The 22,947-nt window shown below is 48.7% G+C and carries 23 protein-coding genes and 1 riboswitch; of the genes, 20 read left to right on the top strand and 3 right to left on the bottom strand.

Annotated elements, in window-relative coordinates; genetic code table 11:
- Positions 1-68: 68 nt before the first annotated feature.
- Positions 69-824 carry a tRNA1(Val) (adenine(37)-N6)-methyltransferase gene (locus G358_RS0125210; protein WP_019640042.1) on the top strand — a complete coding sequence of 252 codons (756 nt, stop codon included), beginning with the start codon at positions 69-71 and terminating at the stop codon, positions 822-824.
- A gap of 17 nt (positions 825-841) precedes the next feature.
- Positions 842-1,732, top strand: a complete 891-nt coding sequence (gene rsmI / locus G358_RS0125205; protein WP_019640041.1) for a 16S rRNA (cytidine(1402)-2'-O)-methyltransferase — start codon at positions 842-844, stop codon at positions 1,730-1,732.
- 150 nt (positions 1,733-1,882) lie between these two features.
- On the opposite strand, the gene G358_RS0125200 is transcribed toward rsmI, so the two are convergent.
- On the bottom strand, positions 1,883-2,137 hold the full coding sequence (locus G358_RS0125200; protein WP_019640040.1) for an AbrB/MazE/SpoVT family DNA-binding domain-containing protein: 255 nt from the start codon (positions 2,135-2,137) through the stop codon (positions 1,883-1,885).
- A 350-nt stretch (positions 2,138-2,487) separates the two neighbouring features.
- Between G358_RS0125200 and G358_RS0125195 the strand changes: the two genes are divergently transcribed.
- The 13 genes from G358_RS0125195 to G358_RS0125135 all read left to right on the top strand — a co-directional run bounded on the left by G358_RS0125195 (position 2,488) and on the right by G358_RS0125135 (position 15,076).
- Positions 2,488-3,774, top strand: a complete 1,287-nt coding sequence (locus G358_RS0125195; RefSeq protein ID WP_019640039.1) for an HD domain-containing protein — start codon at positions 2,488-2,490, stop codon at positions 3,772-3,774.
- A gap of 15 nt (positions 3,775-3,789) precedes the next feature.
- A complete protein-coding gene (locus G358_RS0125190; protein ID WP_019640038.1) occupies positions 3,790-4,560 on the top strand; it encodes a TatD family hydrolase in 771 nt (256 codons plus the stop codon).
- A gap of 221 nt (positions 4,561-4,781) precedes the next feature.
- A riboswitch (cyclic di-AMP (ydaO/yuaA leader) is annotated at positions 4,782-5,015 on the top strand.
- Positions 5,016-5,274: 259 nt separating this feature from the next.
- Complete coding sequence (locus tag G358_RS0125185) at positions 5,275-6,411, top strand: 3D domain-containing protein (RefSeq protein ID WP_019640037.1); 1,137 nt, start codon at positions 5,275-5,277, stop codon at positions 6,409-6,411.
- A gap of 116 nt (positions 6,412-6,527) precedes the next feature.
- Positions 6,528-7,082: a ribonuclease M5 gene (rnmV, locus tag G358_RS0125180; protein WP_019640036.1), complete on the top strand. Its 555-nt coding sequence runs from the start codon at positions 6,528-6,530 to the stop codon at positions 7,080-7,082.
- A 6-nt stretch (positions 7,083-7,088) separates the two neighbouring features.
- On the top strand, positions 7,089-7,973 hold the full coding sequence (rsmA, locus tag G358_RS0125175; protein ID WP_026342457.1) for a 16S rRNA (adenine(1518)-N(6)/adenine(1519)-N(6))-dimethyltransferase RsmA: 885 nt from the start codon (positions 7,089-7,091) through the stop codon (positions 7,971-7,973).
- A gap of 117 nt (positions 7,974-8,090) precedes the next feature.
- Positions 8,091-8,987 carry a sporulation peptidase YabG gene (gene yabG / locus G358_RS0125170; RefSeq protein WP_019640034.1) on the top strand — a complete coding sequence of 299 codons (897 nt, stop codon included), beginning with the start codon at positions 8,091-8,093 and terminating at the stop codon, positions 8,985-8,987.
- Between the two features lie 198 nt (positions 8,988-9,185).
- A complete protein-coding gene (gene veg, locus G358_RS0125165) occupies positions 9,186-9,464 on the top strand; it encodes a biofilm formation stimulator Veg (RefSeq protein ID WP_019640033.1) in 279 nt (92 codons plus the stop codon).
- A 190-nt stretch (positions 9,465-9,654) separates the two neighbouring features.
- Positions 9,655-9,834, top strand: a complete 180-nt coding sequence (locus G358_RS0125160; RefSeq protein ID WP_019640032.1) for a small, acid-soluble spore protein, alpha/beta type — start codon at positions 9,655-9,657, stop codon at positions 9,832-9,834.
- 309 nt (positions 9,835-10,143) lie between these two features.
- Complete coding sequence (gene ispE, locus G358_RS0125155) at positions 10,144-10,998, top strand: 4-(cytidine 5'-diphospho)-2-C-methyl-D-erythritol kinase (RefSeq protein ID WP_019640031.1); 855 nt, start codon at positions 10,144-10,146, stop codon at positions 10,996-10,998.
- Positions 10,999-11,089: 91 nt separating this feature from the next.
- Entirely contained in the window at positions 11,090-11,920 is an 831-nt protein-coding gene (gene purR, locus G358_RS0125150) for a pur operon repressor (protein WP_026342455.1), read from the top strand.
- 183 nt (positions 11,921-12,103) lie between these two features.
- Positions 12,104-12,388 carry a septation regulator SpoVG gene (gene spoVG, locus G358_RS0125145; RefSeq protein WP_019640029.1) on the top strand — a complete coding sequence of 95 codons (285 nt, stop codon included), beginning with the start codon at positions 12,104-12,106 and terminating at the stop codon, positions 12,386-12,388.
- Positions 12,389-12,510: 122 nt separating this feature from the next.
- Positions 12,511-13,911: a bifunctional UDP-N-acetylglucosamine diphosphorylase/glucosamine-1-phosphate N-acetyltransferase GlmU gene (gene glmU, locus G358_RS0125140; protein WP_019640028.1), complete on the top strand. Its 1,401-nt coding sequence runs from the start codon at positions 12,511-12,513 to the stop codon at positions 13,909-13,911.
- Between the two features lie 211 nt (positions 13,912-14,122).
- Positions 14,123-15,076 carry a ribose-phosphate diphosphokinase gene (locus G358_RS0125135; protein WP_019640027.1) on the top strand — a complete coding sequence of 318 codons (954 nt, stop codon included), beginning with the start codon at positions 14,123-14,125 and terminating at the stop codon, positions 15,074-15,076.
- A 233-nt stretch (positions 15,077-15,309) separates the two neighbouring features.
- Here G358_RS0125135 and G358_RS0125130 read toward each other — a convergent pair whose 3' ends face one another.
- A complete protein-coding gene (locus tag G358_RS0125130) occupies positions 15,310-15,564 on the bottom strand; it encodes a hypothetical protein (protein ID WP_019640026.1) in 255 nt (84 codons plus the stop codon).
- 332 nt (positions 15,565-15,896) lie between these two features.
- Between G358_RS0125130 and pth the strand changes: the two genes are divergently transcribed.
- The 5 genes from pth to spoVT all read left to right on the top strand — a co-directional run bounded on the left by pth (position 15,897) and on the right by spoVT (position 22,603).
- On the top strand, positions 15,897-16,457 hold the full coding sequence (gene pth / locus G358_RS0125125) for an aminoacyl-tRNA hydrolase (protein ID WP_019640025.1): 561 nt from the start codon (positions 15,897-15,899) through the stop codon (positions 16,455-16,457).
- A 209-nt stretch (positions 16,458-16,666) separates the two neighbouring features.
- Entirely contained in the window at positions 16,667-16,897 is a 231-nt protein-coding gene (locus G358_RS0125120) for an anti-sigma-F factor Fin (RefSeq protein WP_019640024.1), read from the top strand.
- Positions 16,898-17,056: 159 nt separating this feature from the next.
- Entirely contained in the window at positions 17,057-20,581 is a 3,525-nt protein-coding gene (mfd, locus tag G358_RS0125115) for a transcription-repair coupling factor (protein ID WP_019640023.1), read from the top strand.
- On the top strand, positions 20,568-21,719 hold the full coding sequence (locus G358_RS0125110; RefSeq protein WP_019640022.1) for a peptidylprolyl isomerase: 1,152 nt from the start codon (positions 20,568-20,570) through the stop codon (positions 21,717-21,719). Before mfd ends, G358_RS0125110 begins: the two co-directional genes overlap by 14 nt.
- A 341-nt stretch (positions 21,720-22,060) precedes the next feature.
- Positions 22,061-22,603, top strand: coding sequence for a stage V sporulation protein T (gene spoVT / locus G358_RS0125105; protein ID WP_019640021.1), 543 nt, complete (start codon positions 22,061-22,063; stop codon positions 22,601-22,603).
- Between the two features lie 107 nt (positions 22,604-22,710).
- Here the strand turns inward: spoVT and G358_RS33240 are convergent, their stop codons facing one another.
- On the bottom strand, positions 22,711-22,938 hold the full coding sequence (locus G358_RS33240; RefSeq protein WP_157274484.1) for a hypothetical protein: 228 nt from the start codon (positions 22,936-22,938) through the stop codon (positions 22,711-22,713).
- Positions 22,939-22,947: the final 9 nt, after the last annotated feature.

Below are 22,947 nucleotides of genomic sequence, written 5' to 3'. Positions count from 1 at the left end.
GTAGGATTTTCCTACGGTTTTTTTCAATATTGGGATATTATTATAGGTGAAAAGGAAGGCAAAAGACGATGAGCCAATTTCCAATAGAAGTCCCCCTATATGCAGAGGAGCGGCTGGACGACCTTTTGACGCATCAATTACGGATTATCCAAAGTGATGAGGTGTTCAGCTTTTCGATGGATGCCGTGCTGCTGGCCCGATTTGCGGCCGTACCGAAGCGGGGGAAGATCCTTGATCTTTGTACCGGCAATGGGGTTATTCCCCTCCTGCTATCTACCCGTACGGAAGCTTTAATAGAAGGAATTGAAATCCAGCCAAGGCTTGCCGATATGGCGCGCCGCAGTACGGAGCTGAATCATCTGCAGCATCAGATTACGATACGGGAGGGAGATTTGCGGCAATTGGTTCAGGAGACAGGACACGGAGTATACGATGCTTTAACGGTGAATCCGCCTTATATGCCGCTGACGGGCGGGGATCTTAAGCTGAATCCGCATCAAGCGATCGCAAGACATGAGATCCATTGTACCTTGGAGGAAGTCATAAGCTCCTCCATGAGACTGCTGCGAACCGGAGGCAAGATGTCGATGGTGCATAAGCCGCAGCGGCTGGGCGAAATTATGACCATACTGCGCCAGTACCGCCTGGAGCCGAAAGTGATCCGTTTTGTTCATCCAAGAGCGGGAATGGAAGCCAATATGGTGCTGATTGAAGCTCATCGGGATGGTAAACCAGATATTCGCGTATTGCCGCCGCTTATCGTATATCAGGACAATGGAGAATACAGTAAGGAAATTTATGACATATACTATAGATCAGAGTGATCAGAAGAGGGATGATTATGAATGTAAAGATCCAAAAGAGCTTTACAGATACCGAGAACGGGAATGCTAAAATGGGCAAACTCTATCTTGTGGCCACGCCCATCGGCAATTTGGAGGATATGACATTTCGAGCAGTTCGCATTTTGCGGGAAGCAGACATCATTGCGGCAGAAGATACCCGGCAGACGAGAAAGCTGTTATCGCACTTTGAAATTACGCCGGGCAAACTGGTCAGCTATCACGAGCATAATCGGCTTTCTAGCGGTCCCGAGCTGATACGTCTTATAATGGAAGGAAAAAATTTGGCGCTCGTCAGCGATGCCGGTCTGCCGGCGGTCTCCGATCCCGGAAGCGATTTGGTGAAGCAGGCCCTTGAGGCGGAAATTGACGTCGTACCTATCCCGGGAGCGAATGCCGCGTTGTCGGCCCTGATTGTATCCGGTTTATCTACGGAACAATTTAAATTTATCGGCTTTCTCCCCCGGGACCAGCAGAGCCGGGATCGATTGCTGCAATCGCAGCAAGAGGAGGAGAGTACCTTGCTTATGTATGAGTCGCCGCACCGCCTGACGAGAACGTTGGAATCGTTGCTTGATGCTTGGGGGAATCGTCAAATCGTGTTGGCCCGTGAATTAACGAAACGTTATGAGGAAATGGCCAGGGGTACGGTTCAAGCTTGTCTGGAATGGCTAGAAGCCCATCCGCCTGTCGGAGAATATTGTATTGTTGTGGAAGGAGCTGATCCGCAGCAGCTTCAGGAGAAACGGAATGCTTGGTGGAAGCCGTTGTCTATATTGGAGCATGTTGCTCATTATGAACAAGAAGGATTGCCGCGCAAGGAAGCTATGAAGAGGGCGGCGAACGATCGAGGGGTATCGAAGAGGGATATTTATCAGGCTTTGATATAGCGTTAATGTATCGCGGTTATAGTTAAAATAAAGGCGCAACAAAAAAAAGGGAGCCTTCATTCGGCCGGGTTCAAGCCGAAGAAGGCACCAAGGAGATATGAAAAAGGTTAGAATTAACAGATTCAGTAAGTCTATTATATACTATAATTCTTAATTTGTCACAGGTGTTGGAATTTCTGTGAGGCATTCGTGGCAAACAATTTTGCCTTTGAAGTAAGTGACGTTCTCTGCATTGCCGCAGAAGATGCAAGCAGGCTCGTATTTTTTAAGCATGATACGCTCACCATCTACATAAATTTCAAGCGCATCCTTCTCTCCAATACCGAGCGTACGACGTAATTCGATAGGAATAACTACGCGACCTAGCTCATCTACTTTTCTTACAATACCTGTTGATTTCATCATAACTGATGATTACCCCTCTCGCAAAATTTTGAGTTAAATTAAAAGTGTCATATTTCGACAAACTTCTATCTTTTATGATATTTATAATACCAACGTTTCCCAAAACAGTCAACCTATTTATGGTAGAGTTCAGTTAATTTACTAAAAAAATGATAATAATGCACTGCTGATAGCTAAAAATTGCTTTTATACCGGGCTTTTTTTGCATCGACATAATATTTATATCAAATACGACACAATTAGACAATATTCGACAAAATTGTTGATATTCTCGACAATCGCAGGAATTCAGCAACAGCTTCATTGCATTCTTAATGCTATAAATTCATCGGAACAAGGAGGAATGAGTCATGAATCATCTTCGCGAAGAAAAGGTATTCAAAGATCCTGTTCATAATTATATTCATGTTCAGGATCAATTGATCTGGTTACTTATTAATACGAAGGAATTCCAGCGGCTCCGCCGAATCCGCCAGCTTGGTACATCTTACTTGACATTTCATGGTGCTGAGCACAGCCGATTCTCTCATTCTTTAGGAGTATATGAAATTACCCGCCGAATCATTTCGCAATTTGAGCGAAATGCGTATCCGGACTGGCCCCGGGAAGAACGTCTTGTAGCTCTCTGTGCTGCGCTGCTTCATGATTTAGGCCATGGTCCTTTTTCACATTCAATTGAACAGGCCTTTCAAATGAACCATGAGGATTGGACCTGCCGTATTTTGCTTGGGGATACGGAGGTAGGTCGTGTACTGAAACAAATGGACGAGGATTTTCCGGCTAAAGTAGCATCGGTCATACGTAAAGACTACGAAAATGAAATTGTCGTTAATTTGGTCACAAGTCCGCTTGATGCGGATCGCATGGATTATTTGCTGCGGGATGCTTATTTTACCGGTGTGAACTATGGAACGATCGACATGGATCGCATATTGCGGATGCTGCGGCCTTACCAGGGGCGAATTGTCGTAAAAGAAACGGGGATGCATGCGGTTGAGGATTATTTAATGTCCCGTTATCAAATGTACTGGCAAGTTTATTTTCATCCCGTTACCCGCAGTTCAGAAATTATTTTACGGCAAATTTTCCGCCGGGCGAAGGAATTGTACACGAGCGGATATTCGTTTGCCTTTCTGCCGAATCCGTTGCCGGGCTTGTTCAATTCGGATTTAACGGTGCAGGAATATTTGCTGCTGGATGAAGCGCTGATTCAAACGTCCTTTATGCAATGGGAAAATGAAAAGGACCCTGTCATTCGCGATCTTTGCACTCGTTTTATGGATCGGAAATTGTACAAATATGTTGAACTTGAATCGCTGGATTTGGGGAAAATAGAAGAAATTCGTGAAATATTTAAAGATTTGGGCTTACATCCGGAATACGATCTGGAAATTGATTTTCCGACGGACCTGCCGTATGATGTATCTCGTCCTGACGAAGAACTGCGCGGAAAACAAATTTTGCTGCTGGACAAGCAGGACCGCTTATTGGAAATTTCCGAAGTATCGGAAATTGTCCGCTCGATTAGCGGAATCCAGCGGGGTAAATTCTTTTTGTACTATCCGGATAATAAATTGCAGGCAGTTTGGCATCATTTGCCGCCGGAAATCGCCCAGATTTTTGAGCGGAAACTTTAACTTAGGAGGAACAGCATGATGCTGGTGGATACACATACGCATTTGGATGCGGAACAGTTTGACGAGGACCGGGAGGAAACGATTGCCCGGGCCGTAGAACAAGGAATTACGCGCATGATCAATATCGGCTTTAACCGGGAGACGATCCCTTCTACAATGGAGCTCGCTGAGCGTTATGACTTTATTTATGCGGCCGTTGGCTGGCATCCTCAGGATGCGGTGACGATGAAGGAAGAAGATTTGGACTGGATTGCTGAATTATGTCGTCACGAGAAGGTCGTAGCTATCGGTGAAATCGGGCTTGATTATTACTGGGACACCTCGCCAAGGGATATTCAGCACGCGGTGTTCCGTAAGCAAATTGGCTTGGCCCGAGAGCTTGGTATGCCGATCGTTATTCATAACCGGGACGCTCATGAAGATACCGTGCGAATTTTGCGCGAGGAGAAGGCTCATGAGGTTGGCGGCGTAATGCATGCTTTCTCCGGCAGCTGGGAAACGGCTAAATTATGTCTAAATATGGGGTTTCATTTGTCCTTTGGCGGGCCGATTACGTTCAAAAATGCGAAGCAGCCTAAAGAGGTTCTGAGGCAGACACCGCTGGATCGTTTATTGCTGGAAACGGATGCTCCTTACTTGACACCGCATCCCTATCGGGGAAAGAGAAATGAGTCTGCCTATGTTCGCTTTGTAGCGGAAGCTGCCGCTGAATTAAAAGGGATGGATTTTCATGAATTGGCAGAAATTACAACGCACAATTCACTGGAACGATTTGGCATTCGATGAAAACGAGAGGAAAAGCGGCGAAAAGAAGAGCTTTCGGGAAAGATTAATACATTTTAATTTAAAACACCGAGTTTATTACATTTTTTTAACCCTTTTCTTACGAAAACGTTCTTGATTCGTCCTTTACAACATGGATGGAAACAGGATAGAATCTTTTCAGTGATCGATTTGGCCGAGTTTGCCAGAGTGCAAAAAGCTTCAAATTTGATCATTTGTTCCATGAACCAGTCTCGCTGAGTCTCCGATTCGGAGAACGGGGGAACCGGATACGGCTTTGATCTGCAGCTATCCTTGGTTAAATGCCAGGGACAGCGTGGTCATACCGTATTTGATTTCTTTGCAGGATCTTTGGGGTGAATTCAAGGTCATTGCGCCATGAGCGAATGAACCAAGAAAGGGCGGCTCTCTTCGTCCGAACCCGACAGCTAACCTCGTAAGCGTGTTTAAGAGAGGCAACTTCGTGCATCCTATTACACCAAGACCTTCAGGAGCCACGAAAGGGTTGCTCTAACTCTTTCTTACGGCTTCTTTTGTTTTGAATAATTGTAATAGGGTCATCATACTGTTGTATAACAGGAGGTGACAATTGCCGACCGGACTGGGGCAGGATGCGAAATGCCGCACTTCTAGCATTTCGTAAAAAACGGAAATAGTCACGTCAACATCTAATCATGCATTAACCTAGGGCGGCGGGACTATGAAGGAGGACGGAAAGTGGGCATTTTCCAGAAAGAAGAGACCCATGAATCGCGCTCATCCAGTATGTCTTACGCATTACGATGGAAGCATGAGAACCTGCGTCAGATTTTAGTTATTAGTTTGTTGGCGCTCGCGGCGATCGTTGTCATTCTAATTTGGCTGAACGGCAGTAGCAAAAAAATATATTTAGTGATGGACGGCGAGGTTCAATCGGTGGAAACTCGCAAGTCTTTAGTGAATCAAGTACTGGATGAACATTCTATCGTGCTGAGCCAAGGGGATAAAATATCACGGCCGCTCGCTAGTTCGCTGCAAGCAGGAGACCGGATCGTTATCGTAAGGGCGGTTCCGGTGAAGGTAACGGCAGACGGTGTATCAAAGACCCATTTTACAACGCAATCCAGCGTGCAAGGTATAGTTAAAGAGATTGGCTTGACTTTGAATTCGGAAGATAAAGTGATCCCGGATCTGAGCAGCAAGGTAACTTCGGATCTCGAAATCCAAGTAGTACGTGTCGCGAAGCATACGGTGCAGACTAAAGAGACGGTTCCTTTTACCGTCGTCAAAACCTCGGATCCTAATTTGGAGAAGGGGCAGACGAAGGTGCTGCAGCAAGGCAGCGAAGGAGTAGTTGTACATCACGTTGAAAAACTGTATGAAGACGGAAATTTCGTATCCAAGCGTTGGCTGAGCAAAGAGGTTGAGACGAAGGCTCAAGACAAAGTAGTCGCTGTAGGTACGAAGCCCAAGCCAGAGGCTGTGCTTGCCGCTAATATTACCCGCACTGGGGATAAAGTGGATATCAGTGGAACGACAACCAAAGGCGGCGTCTCGTTTAAATATAAAAAAGTGCTCAAAAATGTTACATTAACGGCATATTCCGCAGAAGAAGACGGTATTGGCACGAGGACAGCTTCCGGGACACGTGTAACGGAAGGCAGAACGATCGCTGTCGATAAAAGCGTCGTCCCTATGGGCTGGTGGGTTTATATCGAGGGGATCGGCTTCCGGAAAGCTGAAGATACAGGCGGTTCCATTAAGGGCAACAAAATGGACGTTTACTACGACAGCCTGAAAGCAGCGAAAAATTTCGGACGCAAGAAAGGCCGTACCGTTTATGTTATCGGACCAAACAAGCCGGAACTAAACTAATATAAGCTGTTTTACTTTATAAAAAGAATAAGATACTATAGATAAATGAAAAAGGTGTATATAAAGAAGAGGAGAAGTCCTCTTCTTTTTGATTATAAGGAAGAGGGTAGCAGGTCATGATCAAAGAGGTCATTGTCGTGGAAGGGCGGGATGATACCGTCGCTGTGAAACGGGCTGTAGAGGCGGATACGATCGAAACAGGCGGCTCAGCTATAAATGAGGCTGTGCTGCGTAAAATAGCCCTAGCTCAAGAGCGGCGCGGCGTCATCATTCTGACTGACCCGGATCATGCCGGCGAGCGCATCCGCAAAATAGTCGCAAACCGGGTGCCTGGCTGCAAGCATGCTTTCCTCCGGGAAGCTGATGCGACCCGGCGGGGAGATATCGGTGTAGAGAATGCTGCCCCGGAAACGATCCGCCAAGCACTGGCACGGGTGCGTACTGAAGCCGAGGCTGCGGATACCGATGATAAGCTCATCGATTGGGAAGACTTAATGGAAGCCGGTCTGATCGTTCATCCGTCAGCGGCAGCCAGAAGGCGAATCATCGGCGAGTTGCTCGGCATCGGCTATTGCAACGGAAAGCAGCTTTATAAGCGCCTCACCGTATTCAGGATCAGCAGGGAAGAGTTCGCGGCCGCACTCGCTCAATTGGAGGATAAAGGGGTTTAACGTATGATGAGCAGGAGAGAAGAGGTTTCAACACCGCGACGGACGAAGGAACTGATCCAGCGGCATGGATTTTCTTTTAAGAAAAGTCTCGGTCAGAATTTTCTGATCGATCAAAATATTTTGTCCAAAATTATAGAGGCTGCCAGCTTGGACAAAACCAAGGGTGCTCTCGAGATTGGTCCGGGGATCGGTGCCTTGACGGAGAAGCTGGCGCAGCAAGCCGGTAAAGTAACCGCTGTGGAAATTGACCAGCGGCTTCTTCCCATTTTGGAGGAAGTGCTGGAGCCTTACCCGCATGTCAGCGTCGTTCACGGTGACGTGCTTAAGCTTGATTTGCGGGAGCTGTTCGAGAGGCAGTTTACAGACGTGACCGGCGTCAGTGTCGTAGCCAATTTGCCCTATTATGTCACGACGCCTATATTGATGAAGCTGCTGGAGGAAGGGCTGCCGCTCGAGCATATCGTCGTCATGATTCAGAAGGAGGTCGCAGAGCGGATGGCTGCCGCCCCAGGCGGTAAAGAATATGGCAGCCTCAGCATTGCCGTGCAATATTACAGCGAGCCTGAGCTGGTTTGTGTCGTGCCGCACACCGTATTTATTCCCCAGCCGAACGTGGAGTCTGCCGTGATCCGCTTAAGCGTTCGCAAGGAGCCGCCGGTATCGGTAGAGGATGAGGCCTTCTTTTTTGATGTTGTACATGCTTCTTTTGCTCAAAGAAGGAAGACGATTGCGAATAACCTGAAGAGCCGCTTCTTTCCGAAGGAAGGCCGTGAACGATTGCAGCAGCTTCTTACCGAAGCAGGCATAGAACCGAGCCGCCGGGCGGAGACGCTGTCTCTTCAAGAATATGCCGTATTGAGCAATGTACTGCTTCATGCTGGCTTAAAGTAGCCGGAGTTTTGAATCTTCAAGCCCGGCACTTGGTTTTCCGGTAGGGCAGTTTAAGCTATTCAAAGTCTTGTAACCAATCCCCGCATTTGCCCATACCATGGGGTAGAGGTGATTGACTTGACGAAATTGGGAGACTTAGTCGTCCGGAAATCGTATGGAGGAGACGTCACTTTCCGGGTAGAGAGCATACAGCATAATGAAGCTATGATTAAAGGGACGGAATTTCGGCTGCTCGCTGACGCCCCATTGCATGATCTCGTAAAGGTTGACCCGGCTTCTCCAACAGAGAAAGCACAGAGAGCCCGCATTAAGGCCACGGAGTCGCTGCAGCGGCTGCACCGGGACCGGCAGGAGCAAACCGAACGGAATCAGGCCGCTTTAAGCCAGCTGTTGTACGCTCATAACGAGCCATCCTACTTTGAAGTGCCAGGCAAGGTACTTCATTTGGACGGAGATGAGCAGTATTTGAAGAAAAGCCTGGCCCTGTACGAGAAGCTGAGGGTTCCGGCAAGTGGATATTATGTCACGGAGGCGCAAATGGGGACAGCCTTGTATCGTTTGCTTCCTAGCGTCCGTCCGGACATTGTCGTTATAACCGGCCATGATGGTGTGCTCAAGAATCGCCCGAGCGGGGATTTATACAACTTGAGCAGTTATAAAAACTCCAGGCATTTTGTAGAGGCGATTCAGGCGGCAAGGCAGTATGAGCGAAATTTCGATGCGCTGACGATCGTTGCTGGAGCGTGCCAGTCTCATTTTGAAGCTTTGCTGCAAGCTGGAGCCAATTTTGCCAGTTCTCCGGCCCGGGTGCTCATCCATGCGCTTGATCCGGTGTATATCGCTGCAAAGATATCCTTTACTTCTATCCGGGATACGATTAATATGGCAGAAATATTAAATAACACCATCAGCGGTACCCAAGGCGTAGGCGGAATTGAGACGCGTGGAAGCTACCGGATCGGATTGCCGAAGATGAAGGATTTATCTGCCCTGAAGGTTGTGCCATCGATGTAAATACAACCGGTATGGCAGCCGTCCGAATGATTTTCGGGCGGTTTTTTGCTGGTGTAAGCATGGATTATAGGCAATTATAAAAGTTTCGAAAAAAAATCGTTGACAATTCTTTTTTCATACTGATATAATTATTTATTTGATTTGACATGTGACTGTCCTTAATGTATAATGGACAAAGAAAGAAGGTGGTCACAGGCAATGGCTAAAAATACGCTGTCGGAAATTAAGCATAGTCTCGACGCTTACGTAGGACAGAAAATTATGCTGCGTGCAAACGGTGGTCGCCGTAAGACCGTCGAACGCACCGGCGTATTGGAGGAGACATATCCTTCTGTCTTTATCGTGAAATTGGATGAAGAGCAGCAGACGTTTAAGCGAGTGTCTTACAGTTATGCCGATATACTTACCGAATCCGTTGAAGTGATGATTTATGACGATAATAGCGACAACGAGATGCGGATTACGTATATTAAATAGTGAGCATCAAGTGAGTACGTAAACGACCTTCCGCATTTATGCGGGGTCGTTTTTTTCTTTTTAATTTTTGTTGCAGCTTTTCTTTGCTGCATTGCACCGGCATTGGAATGTTTTTCGCCGTATGAAGGCAAGGGAAACGCCTCATACTATCGAATGTTCCTACATCCATCATTCGTAAGGAGGACATGCCATGTCGCGAAGAAGGCGTAGCGTAATGTCGGAGGAACTGAAGATGGAGCTTGCAAAGGATCTAGGGTTCTATGACACAGTTCAGCAGGAAGGCTGGGGAGGCATTAAGGCGAAGGATGCAGGAAATATGGTAAAAAGGGCAATTGAACTGGCAGAGCGTGCGGCGGCGCGGCAGCAATGAACATGGGGGGCTTCCTGATCAGGAGGCCTCTCTTCGTAAATGAAAGCTTTACATAATCTACACACGATTCCGTATGTGGAATTGTTCAAAGATGCAGTAACATAAAAAGAACAGCACCTGACCGGGGAACAATATGGGCGTCAAGCAGGATGGTAATCCGGCAACAATCCGGGTAACAATCCGAGAACAAAAAATAATTGTTAACGGACTATAATAGACGAAAGACAGCAGTTAATTTTATAATATGGTAAGCTTGCTAAAGCAATATAATGTATTGATTCCATGGACATGCTGAGGGTGGTGTTCGCCTTGAAAATTTACGAGAAAGCGCCAGCCAAAATTAATTTAATGCTGGATGTATTGTACAAACGGCCGGATGGCTATCATGAGGTAGAAATGATCATGACCATGGTCGATCTTGCGGACCGGTTGGAAATGGAGGCTCTTTCACGCGATACGATTATTATTTCAAGCCAGGCTGGCTATATTCCGCTGGATGAGAAAAACTTGGCGTTCCAGGCAGCCAAACTGATTAAAGAACGTTACAACGTCCAAAGTGGCGTATATATTCATTTGGATAAGTATATTCCGGTAGCTGCAGGCTTGGCTGGAGGGAGCAGTGATGCCGCAGCGACGCTTCGCGGCTTGAATCGGCTATGGGATTTGAAAATCCCGGTTGACGAGCTGAAGCGGCTTGGTGCTGAACTCGGGTCAGACGTCCCCTTCTGCATCACGGGCGGAACGGCACTTGCGACCGGGCGGGGCGAGCTCCTGACTGCCCTTCCTAACCCGCCGCAATGTTGGGTTGTATTAGCCAAACTCCCCATCAATGTATCGACAGCGGAAATATACGGAAAGTTCCGCAGCAATGAAATATCCGTCCATCCTTCCGCTGACCGCATGCGCCGTGAGATTGAACGATCGTCATTCCAGGGGATCTGCGGTGAACTAGGCAACGTGCTGGAGGACGTGACGCTGAAGCTGTATCCTGAAGTCGCTCACCTGAAAGAAACGATGCTTAGGCTCGGGGCTGACGGCGTATTGATGTCCGGCAGTGGCCCAACCGTGTTCGGACTCGTCTCCAAAGAAGCTAAGATATCGAGAATTTATAATGGGCTGCGCGGTTTTTGCAAAGATGTTTTTGCTGTTCGCCTGCTTACATAAACAGTTGCTTTACCACAATAGAGACTTGAATAAAGGCGTACAAAAGTGTAATATTTTCAGTAAAATATTCGGATTTAGCGAGGGGTAGCTCGTGAAAAAATTAAAAAGAAGCGCTAGATTAGTGGAAATGACTCGATTTCTCTTATCTCGTCCTCATCATTTAATTCCACTTACGACTTTTGCGCAGCGGTATGGGGCGGCCAAATCTTCGATTAGCGAGGACTTGGCCATTATTAAAGAAGTATTCGAAAGTGAAGGCATGGGCGAGCTGCATACATTGGCCGGGGCTGCTGGGGGCGTGAAATACATTCCCATGGTGAGCCGCGAGCACGCTCTTGCTTTTATTCATCAGCTTTGTGAGAAGCTGGCGCAGCCGGATCGGATTTTACCGGGCGGTTATTTATACATGTCCGACTTGCTGGGACAACCAGCACTGATGAACGAAGCGGGCAAACTGTTTGCCACTCGATTTGCCGGGCGCGAAATCGACTGTATCATGACCGTGGAGACGAAGGGAATTCCCCTTGCCTATGCCACAGGAGCTGAGCTGAATTTACCAGTCGTCCTGGTAAGGCGGGATCATCAGGTTACTGAAGGGTCTGCCGTCAGCATTAATTATGTGTCCGGATCCCATAAAAGCCTGCACACGATGACCTTATCGCGCCGTGCGCTGAAAGAGAAGTCAAGAGTCCTCATTATGGACGATTTTATGAAGGCCGGGGGGACGATTCAGGGAATGGTGGACCTGCTCGCCGAATTTGATGCGAAGGTCGCTGGGGTAGGCGTATTGGTGGAATCGGGCGAGGTGGAATCGGAGCAGCGGCTGCTGCAGGATTATGTGTCCTTGGCGACGCTTACCGTAGTCGATGCGAAGGGCAAGGAAATTAAGGTGGAACCGGGCAACTATTTCTCTAATGAATAATTTGTCAGCCCTTCTGTCGATTCATAAAAAATCTACTATGTTCAAGCCGAATCCTGTCGAAAAGCACATGAATTCAAAAAAATTCCTGAATTTAGGGTATTTTGTTCCATAAAAAAGGAGGATTTCCGTTGGCTATGTGGAATATTACACCAAGTCCCTGATGGAAAAAGGTGGTGAACACATATGCAAATTACGGATGTAAGGCTCCGCCGAGTCAGCTCGGAAGGCAGAATGAAGGAAATTGCATCCATAACCATCGATAACGAATTTGTTGTTCATGACATTCGCGTCATCGATGGTAATAATGGAATGTTTGTAGCAATGCCAAGTAAGCGCACACCGGACGGGGAGTTCCGGGACATTGCGCATCCGATTTCTTCCGGCACACGCGAGAAGATTCAGGCCGCAGTATTGGCTGAGTACGAACGCGCTGCCGATCAAGAAGAAGTTATTGAAGAAGGGGCTTAAGTACTGGTTTTGTCTAACCAATTGGGGTTCGAAGAAAAGGGAGCCATGTAATATGGCTCTCTTTTCTTTTTGGCTTAAATAAGATATATTCAGTAATGAGTTCAAGAGAGGAGGCCGGGGCCTTGAAAAGATTAGCGATAATTCTTGCTGCAGGACAAGGGAAGCGCATGAAGTCCAAGCTTTATAAAGTGCTCCATCCCGTTTGCGGCAAGCCGATGGTCGGGCATGTTCTGGACACGGTGAAGCAAATCGATTGTGAGCGAAGCATAGTGGTTGTAGGCCACGGTGCAGATGCAGTACAGTCTTATCTCGGAACGTCAGCGGAATACGTGCTGCAAGAGCAGCAGTTAGGTACAGGTCATGCTGTAAAGCAAGCGGGACCGCTGCTCGGCAGTGAGGAAGGAATCACCATTGTCATTTGCGGAGATACTCCGCTTGTGAAGCCAGAGACACTGGAGGAGCTTATCGCCCTGCATACGAAGAGCAGAGCAGCCGCTACCGTCCTGTCTGCCTGGATGGAACACCCGCAGGGGTATGGACGAATTATCCGGGGGGAGAATGGTTCTGTTGTGCGCATCGTAGAACAGAAGGATTGTTCTCCGGAAGAAGATGCCGTACAGGAATTCAACACAGGCACTTATTGTTTTGATAATGCGAAACTGTTTGCCGCCCTGGAAAAGGTAACGAACAACAATGCCCAGCAGGAATACTATTTGACCGATGTAATCGGTATTCTTGTGAATTCCGGCGAAATTGTGGAAGGGTATATGACAGATGATTATGCAGAATCGATCGGAGTTAATGATCGGCTTGCGCTCTCCGAAGCCGAGCAATATATGCGGGAGAGAATTAATCGGAAACATATGTTGAATGGCGTAACCATCATTGACCCTAACTCGACTTATATCGGTGCAGATGTTCAAATCGGAGCGGATACTGTCCTTTATCCGGGAACAACGATAACGGGGAATACGGTGATCGGCGAAGACTGCGTCATCGGGCCTAACACGGAAGTGAATAATTGTAAAATTCAAAGCGGTGCGAAGGTGAATCATTCGGTACTCATGGATGCCGAAGTGGGTAGCGAGTCTACCGTTGGACCTTTCGCTTATTTGCGTCCAGGAGCAAAATTGGGGGCGCACGTTAAAGTCGGAGATTTCGTGGAGATTAAGAACGCTTCGATTGGCGAGGGCTCCAAGGTGTCGCATCTGAGCTACATCGGAGACGCCAATGTAGGCAAAAATGTAAATATTGGCTGCGGTGCGATAACCGTCAACTATGATGGTTATAATAAGTCTATTACGGAAATTGAAGATGATGCCTTTGTGGGCAGCAATGTCAATTTGATCGCACCGGTGAAGGTCGGCAAAGGGGCCTATGTCGTTGCGGGGTCAACTATTACGCATACGGTTCCCGATAATGACCTGGCCATTGCCAGAAACAGGCAGGAGAACAAGGCGGGATATGCTGAGAAGCTTCGTGCCCGGGCGAAGGCCAAGCATGATAGAGGGCAGCAATCTTAGTCTTTGCGTTCACAGAATAATAACTCTCATAGTATTGTTACCACAAGATAGTGTAATATAGAGGTAAGTGTTCAATTTGCGTGTCCCAAGGAACCTAGATTTGAGGCAGTGATGCATGGCAACCTATCGCGTTGGTATGAAGAAGATGCAGTAACCATTTTAATGACCAGATCGATTTGACTATCGATACAGCACGGAGGGTTTTTATTTTATGACTTATTGTGATTCTAAACTGAAGATATTCACCTGTAACTCTAATCCCAAATTGGCGCACCAAATTGCTGATTATATCGGCATTCCGATGGGAGACTCGGATACGACAAGCTTCAGCGACGGAGAGATCCAGGTGAAGCTGTCGGAGAGCGTACGCGGCTGTCATGTCTATATCGTGCAATCGACCTGCGCACCGGTGAACGATAATTTGATGGAGCTGCTCGTTATGGTGGATGCTTTGAAGCGGGCTTCTGCCAAGAGCATTAACGTCGTTATTCCGTATTACGGATATGCGCGTCAGGACCGGAAGGCCCGTTCCCGTGACCCGATTACGGCGAAGCTGGTCGCTAATTTGATCGAGAAGGCGGGAGCACATCGTGTGATCACGATGGACCTGCACGCGATGCAAATCCAGGGCTTTTTCGATATTCCGGTCGATCATATGCTCGGCGTACCGATTTTGGCCCAGTATTTCCGCTCTAAACAAATTCCGAATCCGGTCGTCGTATCGCCAGACCATGGCGGCGTAGTGCGTGCCCGGAAATTGGCAGATTTCCTGAATGCGCCGCTCGCGATTATCGACAAGCGCCGTCCAGAGCCGAACGTCAGCGAAGTGATGAATATCATCGGGAACATCGAAGGCAAGACAGCGATTCTCGTTGATGACATCATTGATACGGCCGGTACGATCGTGCTTGGCGCGAACGCCTTGAAAGAAGGCGGCGTCGAAGAGGTATACGCTTGCTGTACGCATCCTGTGCTGTCTGGTCCGGCGATGGAACGCCTGGAGAATTCTCCGCTTAAGGAAGTTGTGGTTACTGATACGATTCCGATTACCCAGCCGAATCCAACGAGCAAGCTAAAAGTGTTGTCTGTCGCTCCGTTGATGGGAGAAGCGATTATTCGCGTCCATGAGGAGCTCTCGATCAGTAAACTGTTTGAAATCGAATAAGGATTCCTTGCTATTTGGGGGTTACATCTTCCGCTGCGAAGATGTAACCCTTATCGGCGTATTTACGTCTATATAGACGTACGAAGACATCACGAAGCAAAGCGATCCCAAAGGGAGAGTGCCTCCCAGCAGGAAGTCACGTATAAACAGCATGAAGAAATCACCGAAGTAAAGCGTGTCCCGGAGGGAGAGCGCCTCCCAGCAGGAAGCCACGCATCAACAGCATGAAGAAATCACCGAAGTAAAGCGTGTCCCGAAGGGAGAGCGTCTCCCAGCAGGGAGTCACGCATAAACAGCACGAAGTCGCAGTCACCTCCCTCCGCAGGAGCAAAAACGTAGAGCGTGCCCGCCAGGGCGACAAGCGACTCCAGGCACGATGCAGCCCCGGGAGCTTCGAGCCTAACCCCATTCCGCAGCATGTTTTCCAGGTTGCCCGGGTGCACCAAAAGTAAGACGTACCCGAAGGGGGAAAAGCGTTCCACGCACAACAGTCAAGCGCATCCCCGAAGGGGACAGCGAGCAGGAGCGCCTGTGTACCTCCCACGTTACTCCAGTTTGCGGGAGTCCCGAGGGCTGCAGGCCCTGCGGGGGCCCTCCCTTACGGTAAGGGAGGGTTTGGGAGGGTTGAGACCAGACGAAAAGCGTTCCACGCACAACAGTCAAGCGCATCCCCGAAGGGGACAGCGAGCAGGAGCGCCTGTGTACCTCCCACGTTACTCCAGTTTGCGGGAGTCCCGAGGGCTGCAAGCCCTGCGGGGGCCCTCCCTTACGGTAAGGGAGGGTTTGGGAGGGTTGAGATTTTCTTAGGAGAGGATTCATAATGAAATGGATTGTAGGCCTCGGTAATCCGGGAGCCCAATATGCAAAAACAAGACATAATATCGGATTTATGGCTCTGGATGAACTGGCTCACAGACATAGCATAGAAATCCGCCAAAGCAAGTGCAAAGCCATTGTAGGGGATGGAATCATCAGCGGGAAGAAAGTTGCGCTCATCAAACCGATGACATACATGAACTTGTCCGGGGAAGCGGTTCGGGCTTTCATGGATTACTATAAAGTCAGCCTGGAGGATATGATCGTCGTATATGACGACCTGGATACCGAAATAGGCCGGAATCGCCTTCGCTACCAAGGCAGCGCCGGCGGCCACAACGGGATTAAGTCGATCATCCAGCATACGGGGACGCAAACGTTCAACCGGATCCGAATGGGGATCTCCAGGCCTGAGCCGGGACATGCGGTTGTCGATTATGTGTTATCCTCCTTTGCACGGAAGGAGAAGCCTTTGCTCGATCAGGCGATTCAGGAGGCATGCGATGCCTTGGAATTCAGCCTGGATCATACCTTCGAACAGACGATGGCTAAATTTAACCGTTGATGCAGAGCAGTTAAAGCAATTTTTGCGACATAGTTTGCGGCATAGCTTAAATCAAACAGTTCAAGCCATTCATGCAAGCCTGAAAATACCGTCGGTAACCCACAGAGCTTTCCTTAGAACTTGGAGCTTTGGCCAACAGGGCTAAACGCTGGTCATTCGGGGCATACTAAACAATACCGAAGGTATAATGAGGTTTCAGGAGGCATAAGATGGCAATAAACTATGTTTGCAGACATTGCCGTACACTCATCGGCAGGATTGAAGCCGCTAATGTGTCCGAGACGCAGCTTGGCTTTCATTTCTTGACCCCCGATGAGCGGAGAGATATAATAACGTATGATTCGAGCGGCGATACGACAGTTCGTATGACCTGTGATTATTGCAGAGAGGCGCTTTCGAATCATCCAGAGCTGACACTGCTTAACAGCCCGCTCCAATGACCAGGGCGGAACAAACAGCGGAGCTTTACATCGATGGAGTTGGAATAGAGCCTTGGCACGGTTGCTGAGGCTCCTTTTTGCTTCGACTCGGGCAAGCCGTGAATTCATGGCATGAGTCGTATAGATTTTTTAGTAAGTATTTTAAGAGAGGTGCCTCACTTGCTACAAGCACTTATACAAGCTTTTTCCAAAGACTCGGATTTTGCTTCTGCCGTTGCCGGCGTAAATTCCGGGATGAAAGAACAACTGATCTCCGGGTTATCCGGATCGTCCAAACAAATTATGTTAGCCGCGATGTACAAAGAAGTTAATCGCCCGCTACTCGTCGTTACACATAACATGTTCTCAGCTCAGAAAATTGCAGAAGATTTACAGGAAGCGCTCTCAGCGGATGAAGTGCTGCTATACCCGGCTAATGAGCTGGTGGCGGCCGAATCAGCTGTTTCCAGTCCGGAGACATTGGCGCAGCGAATCGAGGTACTGCTGAAATGTTCCCAAGGATTCCGGGGAATTGTAGTAGTGCCTTATTCCGGTATCCGCAGATATATCCCTTCGCCGGAAACGATGGCTGCCGCCCATTTGGAGCTGTCGCTTGGCGGCACGCTGCAATTGGAGCGTTTTTTGGATCAAATGGTGGAACTTGGTTATGAGCGGGTGGAACGGGTCGAATCACGCGGGGAAATGAGCATCCGCGGGGGGATCATAGATTTTTTTCCATTGACTGCTGAATTAGCTTACCGTATCGAGCTGTTCGACGATGAAATCGATTCGATTCGTACATTCGATCCCGCGGACCAGCGTTCGATCGACCAGGTGAAGCACGTCACCGTGCCGCCATGCAAAGAGCTTATCGCTTCCCGGGAACGATTGGTAAATGCGGCGCAGTCCATCTCGGAGCGCCTGGAACAACAACTGGAGAAGATGACGGACCGCCAGGCGAAACAGAAACTGAAAGAGGAGATTTCCCGGGAGATCGAGCTGCTGCGGGAACAGGTATATTTTCCGGAAATCTATAAGTATATTTCCTTGATATATCCAGAGAATAAAACGTTGTATGACTTTATGGCCGCAGATACACTGCTCATTCTGGATGAACCGGCCCGGCTGCTGGAGACGGCCAAACAGCTGGAGCGGGACGAAGCGGAGTGGAATTTGCATCTGTTTCAGAATGGCAAGAGCCTTCCCGAGCTGCCGCTGGCAATGGATACAGATCATGTTCTGTACCGCCGGCCGTTTCAGGCCTTGTTCTTATCGTTGTTTCTAAGACAGGTCCCTCATGTTCAACCGCAGAACATTCTAAACTTCGTCAGCCGGGCCATGCAGGATTTCCACGGACAAATGAATGTTTTGAAGGCTGAAATGGAGCGCTGGAAAAAAAGCGGAGCGAACGTTGTCATGCTGGCGAGCGGCGAGGAACGCATGGAACGGATGCGCCGTGTTTTGCTGGATTATGGCATTGAGGAGCCTACCCTGCTGCAAGGTAATCTGCAGTCAGGGTTTGAGCTGCCGTCCGTGCATCTGGTCGTCATAACCGAAGGCGAGATGTTCTCCAAAAAACAGCGCAAGGTTCGCAAAGTTACGAAAAACATGGACAATGCTGAGCGGATCAAGAGCTATACCGAGCTGAAGGTTGGCGATTATGTGGTGCACCAAAACCACGGGATCGGCAAGTATCTCGGAATCGGCACGCTGGAAGTCGGCGGCATCCACAAAGATTATATGCACATCATGTATGCGGCTGGCGATAAGCTGTCTGTACCGATCGAACAGATCGATTTGATCCAGAAATACGTAGGCTCCGAGGATAAGGAGCCGAAAGTTTACAAGCTGGGCGGCAACGAGTGGACGAGGGTTAAAAATAAAGTGCGGACCTCGGTCCAGGATATTGCCGATGATTTAATTAAGCTGTACGCGGACCGGCAAGCCTCTCCAGGGTTTGGCTTTGAGAAGGATACACCGGAGCAGCAGGAATTTGAAGCGATGTTCCCTTATGAGGAAACCCGCGACCAGGTCAGGGCCATCGAGGAAATCAAGAAGGATATGGAGCAGCCGCGGCCTATGGACCGTTTGCTTTGCGGCGATGTGGGATATGGCAAAACGGAGGTGGCCATTCGCGCCGCATTCAAGAGTGCGATCGAGGGAAAACAGGTTGCCGTGCTCGTGCCGACCACCATTTTGGCCCAGCAGCATTATGAGACTTTCCGCGAACGGTTCGCAGGGTATCCAATAAACATCCAGACTTTGAGCCGTTTCCGCAGCCGTAAAGAGCAGAACGAAACGATCAAAGGCATCAAGCAAGGGACGGTAGACATCGTTATCGGTACGCATCGCCTTTTGTCTCAGGATGTCATATTTAGAGACCTTGGGCTCCTAATCGTAGATGAAGAGCAGCGTTTCGGCGTCACTCATAAGGAGAAGCTCAAAAAGCTAAAAACGAATGTGGACGTCCTGACCTTAACTGCTACGCCGATACCGAGGACGCTCCATATGTCCATGCTTGGCGTACGCGATCTATCGGTCATCGAGACGCCGCCTGAGAACCGCTTCCCTGTGCAAACTTATGTAGTAGAGCATAGTCAGGCATTGGTTCGGGAGGCCATTGAACGGGAATTGGCGCGGGGAGGACAAATCTATTACCTCTATAACCGGGTACAGGGCATTCAAGAGATGGCGGCTCAAATTTCCCTGCTCGTGCCGGAAGCTAGAGTTGGAGTCGGGCATGGCCAAATGTCGGAGCAGGAGCTGGAGAAGACGATTCTAGATTTTCTGGACGGGGAGTACGATGTGCTCGTCAGTACAAGCATTATTGAGACGGGTGTCGACATCCCGAACGTGAACACTTTGATCGTCCATGATGCCGATAAAATGGGGCTGTCCCAGCTATACCAATTGCGTGGACGGGTAGGCCGTTCCAATCGGATCGCGTATGCCTATTTCACTTATCAACGGGATAAATCCTTGACAGAGGTGGCAGAGAAGCGGCTGCAGTCGATCAAGGAGTTTACAGAGCTTGGCTCCGGATTTAAAATCGCCATGCGCGATCTGTCCATACGGGGGGCCGGGAATTTACTCGGCGCGGAGCAGCACGGATTTATCGCGTCCGTTGGATTCGACCTGTATTCCCAAATGCTGGCCGAGGAAATTCAGAAGCGAAAAGTGACGATGCTTGGTGAAGAGGTTCCTGAGGCGAAGACATGGAACACAACGATCGATCTTGGCATTGATGCCTATTTACCATCTGACTATATTTATGATAGTATTCAAAAGATCGAAATCTATAAGAAAACCGCTTCTGTTGCTGCCTTTGAGGACGTTGCAGAACTCGAGGACGAGCTCCTTGACCGGTTTGGCGAACTACCCGAAGCTGTTGCTAACTTGCTCTCAGTGGCGAGAGTGAAGCTGTACGGCAGGCGCTACAATATAGAATCTATTAGTCGCCGTGGAGAAGAGGTGGCTATTAAGTTTCATGATGGCCGCGAAAAGGATATCATTCCGGCCAAGCTCGCCGAAGTTGGCAATCTGTTCGGAAGGCGTGTACAATTTAATCAGGGATCGGCGATGCTGATTCGGATTAAAACCAAGGAATTGGACGATAGAGAATTGATGGGTTTGTTGGAGCAATTCCTTGAGGCCCTGAAGGATTCGTTCAAACTGAAAGGGGAATTGCAAGATGTCTCGAAGTAAATCACGATCCTGGAAGACGCTGTTAATCGCAGTTGTGGCGGTGCTCACGCTTTCCATGTTAACCGCATGCGGGAAAAAGGAAGACAAGGATAAGAACGCTGCAAATGGTGGGGAAGGTACAGCGACAGCGGTTGCGACATACGAAGGCGGGGAGATCACCGAGAAGGAATTCGACCTCGAGCTGCGTGTCATAAAAGTACTTCAACCGCAAATGGAACAGCTCATGCAAATGGAAGGCTTTCAGGAGTTTCTGGTAAAACAGGCAATCAGCTACGAATACTTGTTTGATAAAGCGGACGACAAGGCCAAGAAAGAAGGCAAGAAGTCCGGGGAAGAGCAGATCAAGTCGATTAAGCAGCAAGTTGGCGGAGACGCTAATTTCAAAGAAATACTCAAAGCCCAGAACGTAACCGAGAAAGAACTGAAGGACTACCTGATCCGTGCTTTCACGGTGGTGGCAAGCCAAACGGCGAACGTTACTGAGGACGATATCAAGGCTGAATTTGACGCGGTTAAGGATAGATATACGAAAGCCACTGTCCGGCATATTTTGATCCGGCTGACAGACGGCGAAGGCAAGGAGAAGCGCAGTAAGGAAGAGGCGTTGAAGCTGGCCCAGGACATTAAGGCCAAGCTGGACAAAGGGGAAGATTTTGCTGCTTTGGCTAAACAGTATTCCGAAGATCCGGGCTCCAAGGATAACGGCGGCTTATATGAAGATCAAATAGTTAGTCAATGGGTGCCGGAATTCCAGGAGAAGGCTCTGACGCTGAAGATTAATGAAATCAGCGAACCGTTCGAGACGGACCATGGCTACCATGTTATGGTGGTGGAGTCGCGTACCGAGAAGAAGTATGAGGATTTAACCCAGGAAGAGAAGGATATGTTTAAGGACTACGCCGGTATGACCAAGCTGGACGAGTTCATGGCCAACGATTTGGAGAAGCTCATTAAGAATATTGATCTGCCTAAGATCGAGGACAACAAGGATACTGACAACGGAGCGGCGACGCCACCGGCAAGTGAAGGCAACGCAGGCACAGACTCGAAAGAATCAGATACGGGTACTGGCAGCAGCGGCAATGCCGGAGCGGCCGGCAGCAACAGTACGGAAGGTGAAGGGAACCAATCGAAGTAGGTTGGTACAGTTTCCCAAGTCTATATCAGGTTTCCTCAAGTCTATATCTGAAGGCGGCAGCGCGAATTTATTCGCGCTGCTTTCTTTTCCCAATTCCTATTTCCCGCGAATGATGCACATAAATCGTATGAATAAGGTACTGGAAAGGGATGAATACTATGGTCAGAATCACTTCACCGACATCCCTTTATTATAGACAAACATCGCAGGCTGCCGTACAGAAGCAAGGGGAGGCAAATCGTCTGCAAGCTGCAGACTTTTGTAATAAAGCTCACCAGAGCAGAGGAACATTTATGGAATCAGTAGTTAAAACTTCTTAAGAAAGCGGGGCAACATGTGATATGAAAGCTACTGGAATTGTACGCCGTATTGATGATCTGGGACGGGTAGTTATCCCAAAGGAAATTCGCCGCACTTTGCGGATTAGAGAAGGAGATCCGCTGGAAATTTTTGTGGATCGCGATGGTGAAGTGATTCTGAAGAAATATTCGCCGATCGGAGAGTTAGGCGATTTCGCTAAAGAATATGCTGAATCGCTGTATGAGAGCACTGGTCATATTACCCTAATTTCCGATCGGGACACGATGATCGCTGTAGCTGGTGCTTCGAAGAAAGAGTACCTGGATAAGCAGATCAGTTCACTCCTGGAAGGCAGTATGGATGGGCGTAAAATTTTGCTGGAGACGAACAGCGGAAGTTATGAAATTCATAAGGATCACCCTGAAACCATCTCTTCTTTTGTTATCGCTCCGATCATTTCGAGCGGCGACCCGATCGGTACGGTCGTCTTGCTGAATAAGGATGAGGGCGTCAAAATGTCAGAGCTTGAATCCAAAATGGCTGAGACCGCTGCCGGGTTTCTCGGCAAGCAAATGGAACAATAGTAAGCACCCTAACATCCTCCCATGAAATTTTATCAATCTCCCGCTGCCGAAAACGGTCCAAACTGTTTAACGGGCAGGCGGGAGTTTGTTTGTTAGGGACAAGGGGCTCAAGCCGGCAGGAAGCCGACTGCTAGTATTGCCTTTTGCCGTCTTTTGATTTTGCCCATGTATGTTATATGAGGGACTTTCTCTTTCTCTGCAGTATTGCCATGATGCTTTATGGCAGCTGCTGTCACTGCGCGCAGCTCCCAGCGCGCGGTGCTTCGCTGCATGACGGCGGTCGGTCGACCAGCAGGTGAACTGTGCCTGACTTTAATCGGGCGTGAAATCGTCATATAATGGTA

Origin of the sequence: Paenibacillus fonticola DSM 21315, assembly GCF_000381905.1 — a bacterium.
Lineage (GTDB): Bacteria > Bacillota > Bacilli > Paenibacillales > Paenibacillaceae > Fontibacillus > Fontibacillus fonticola.
The sequence above is the reverse complement of the archived record's forward strand: the minus strand, read 5'-3'. Positions and strand labels throughout refer to the sequence as shown.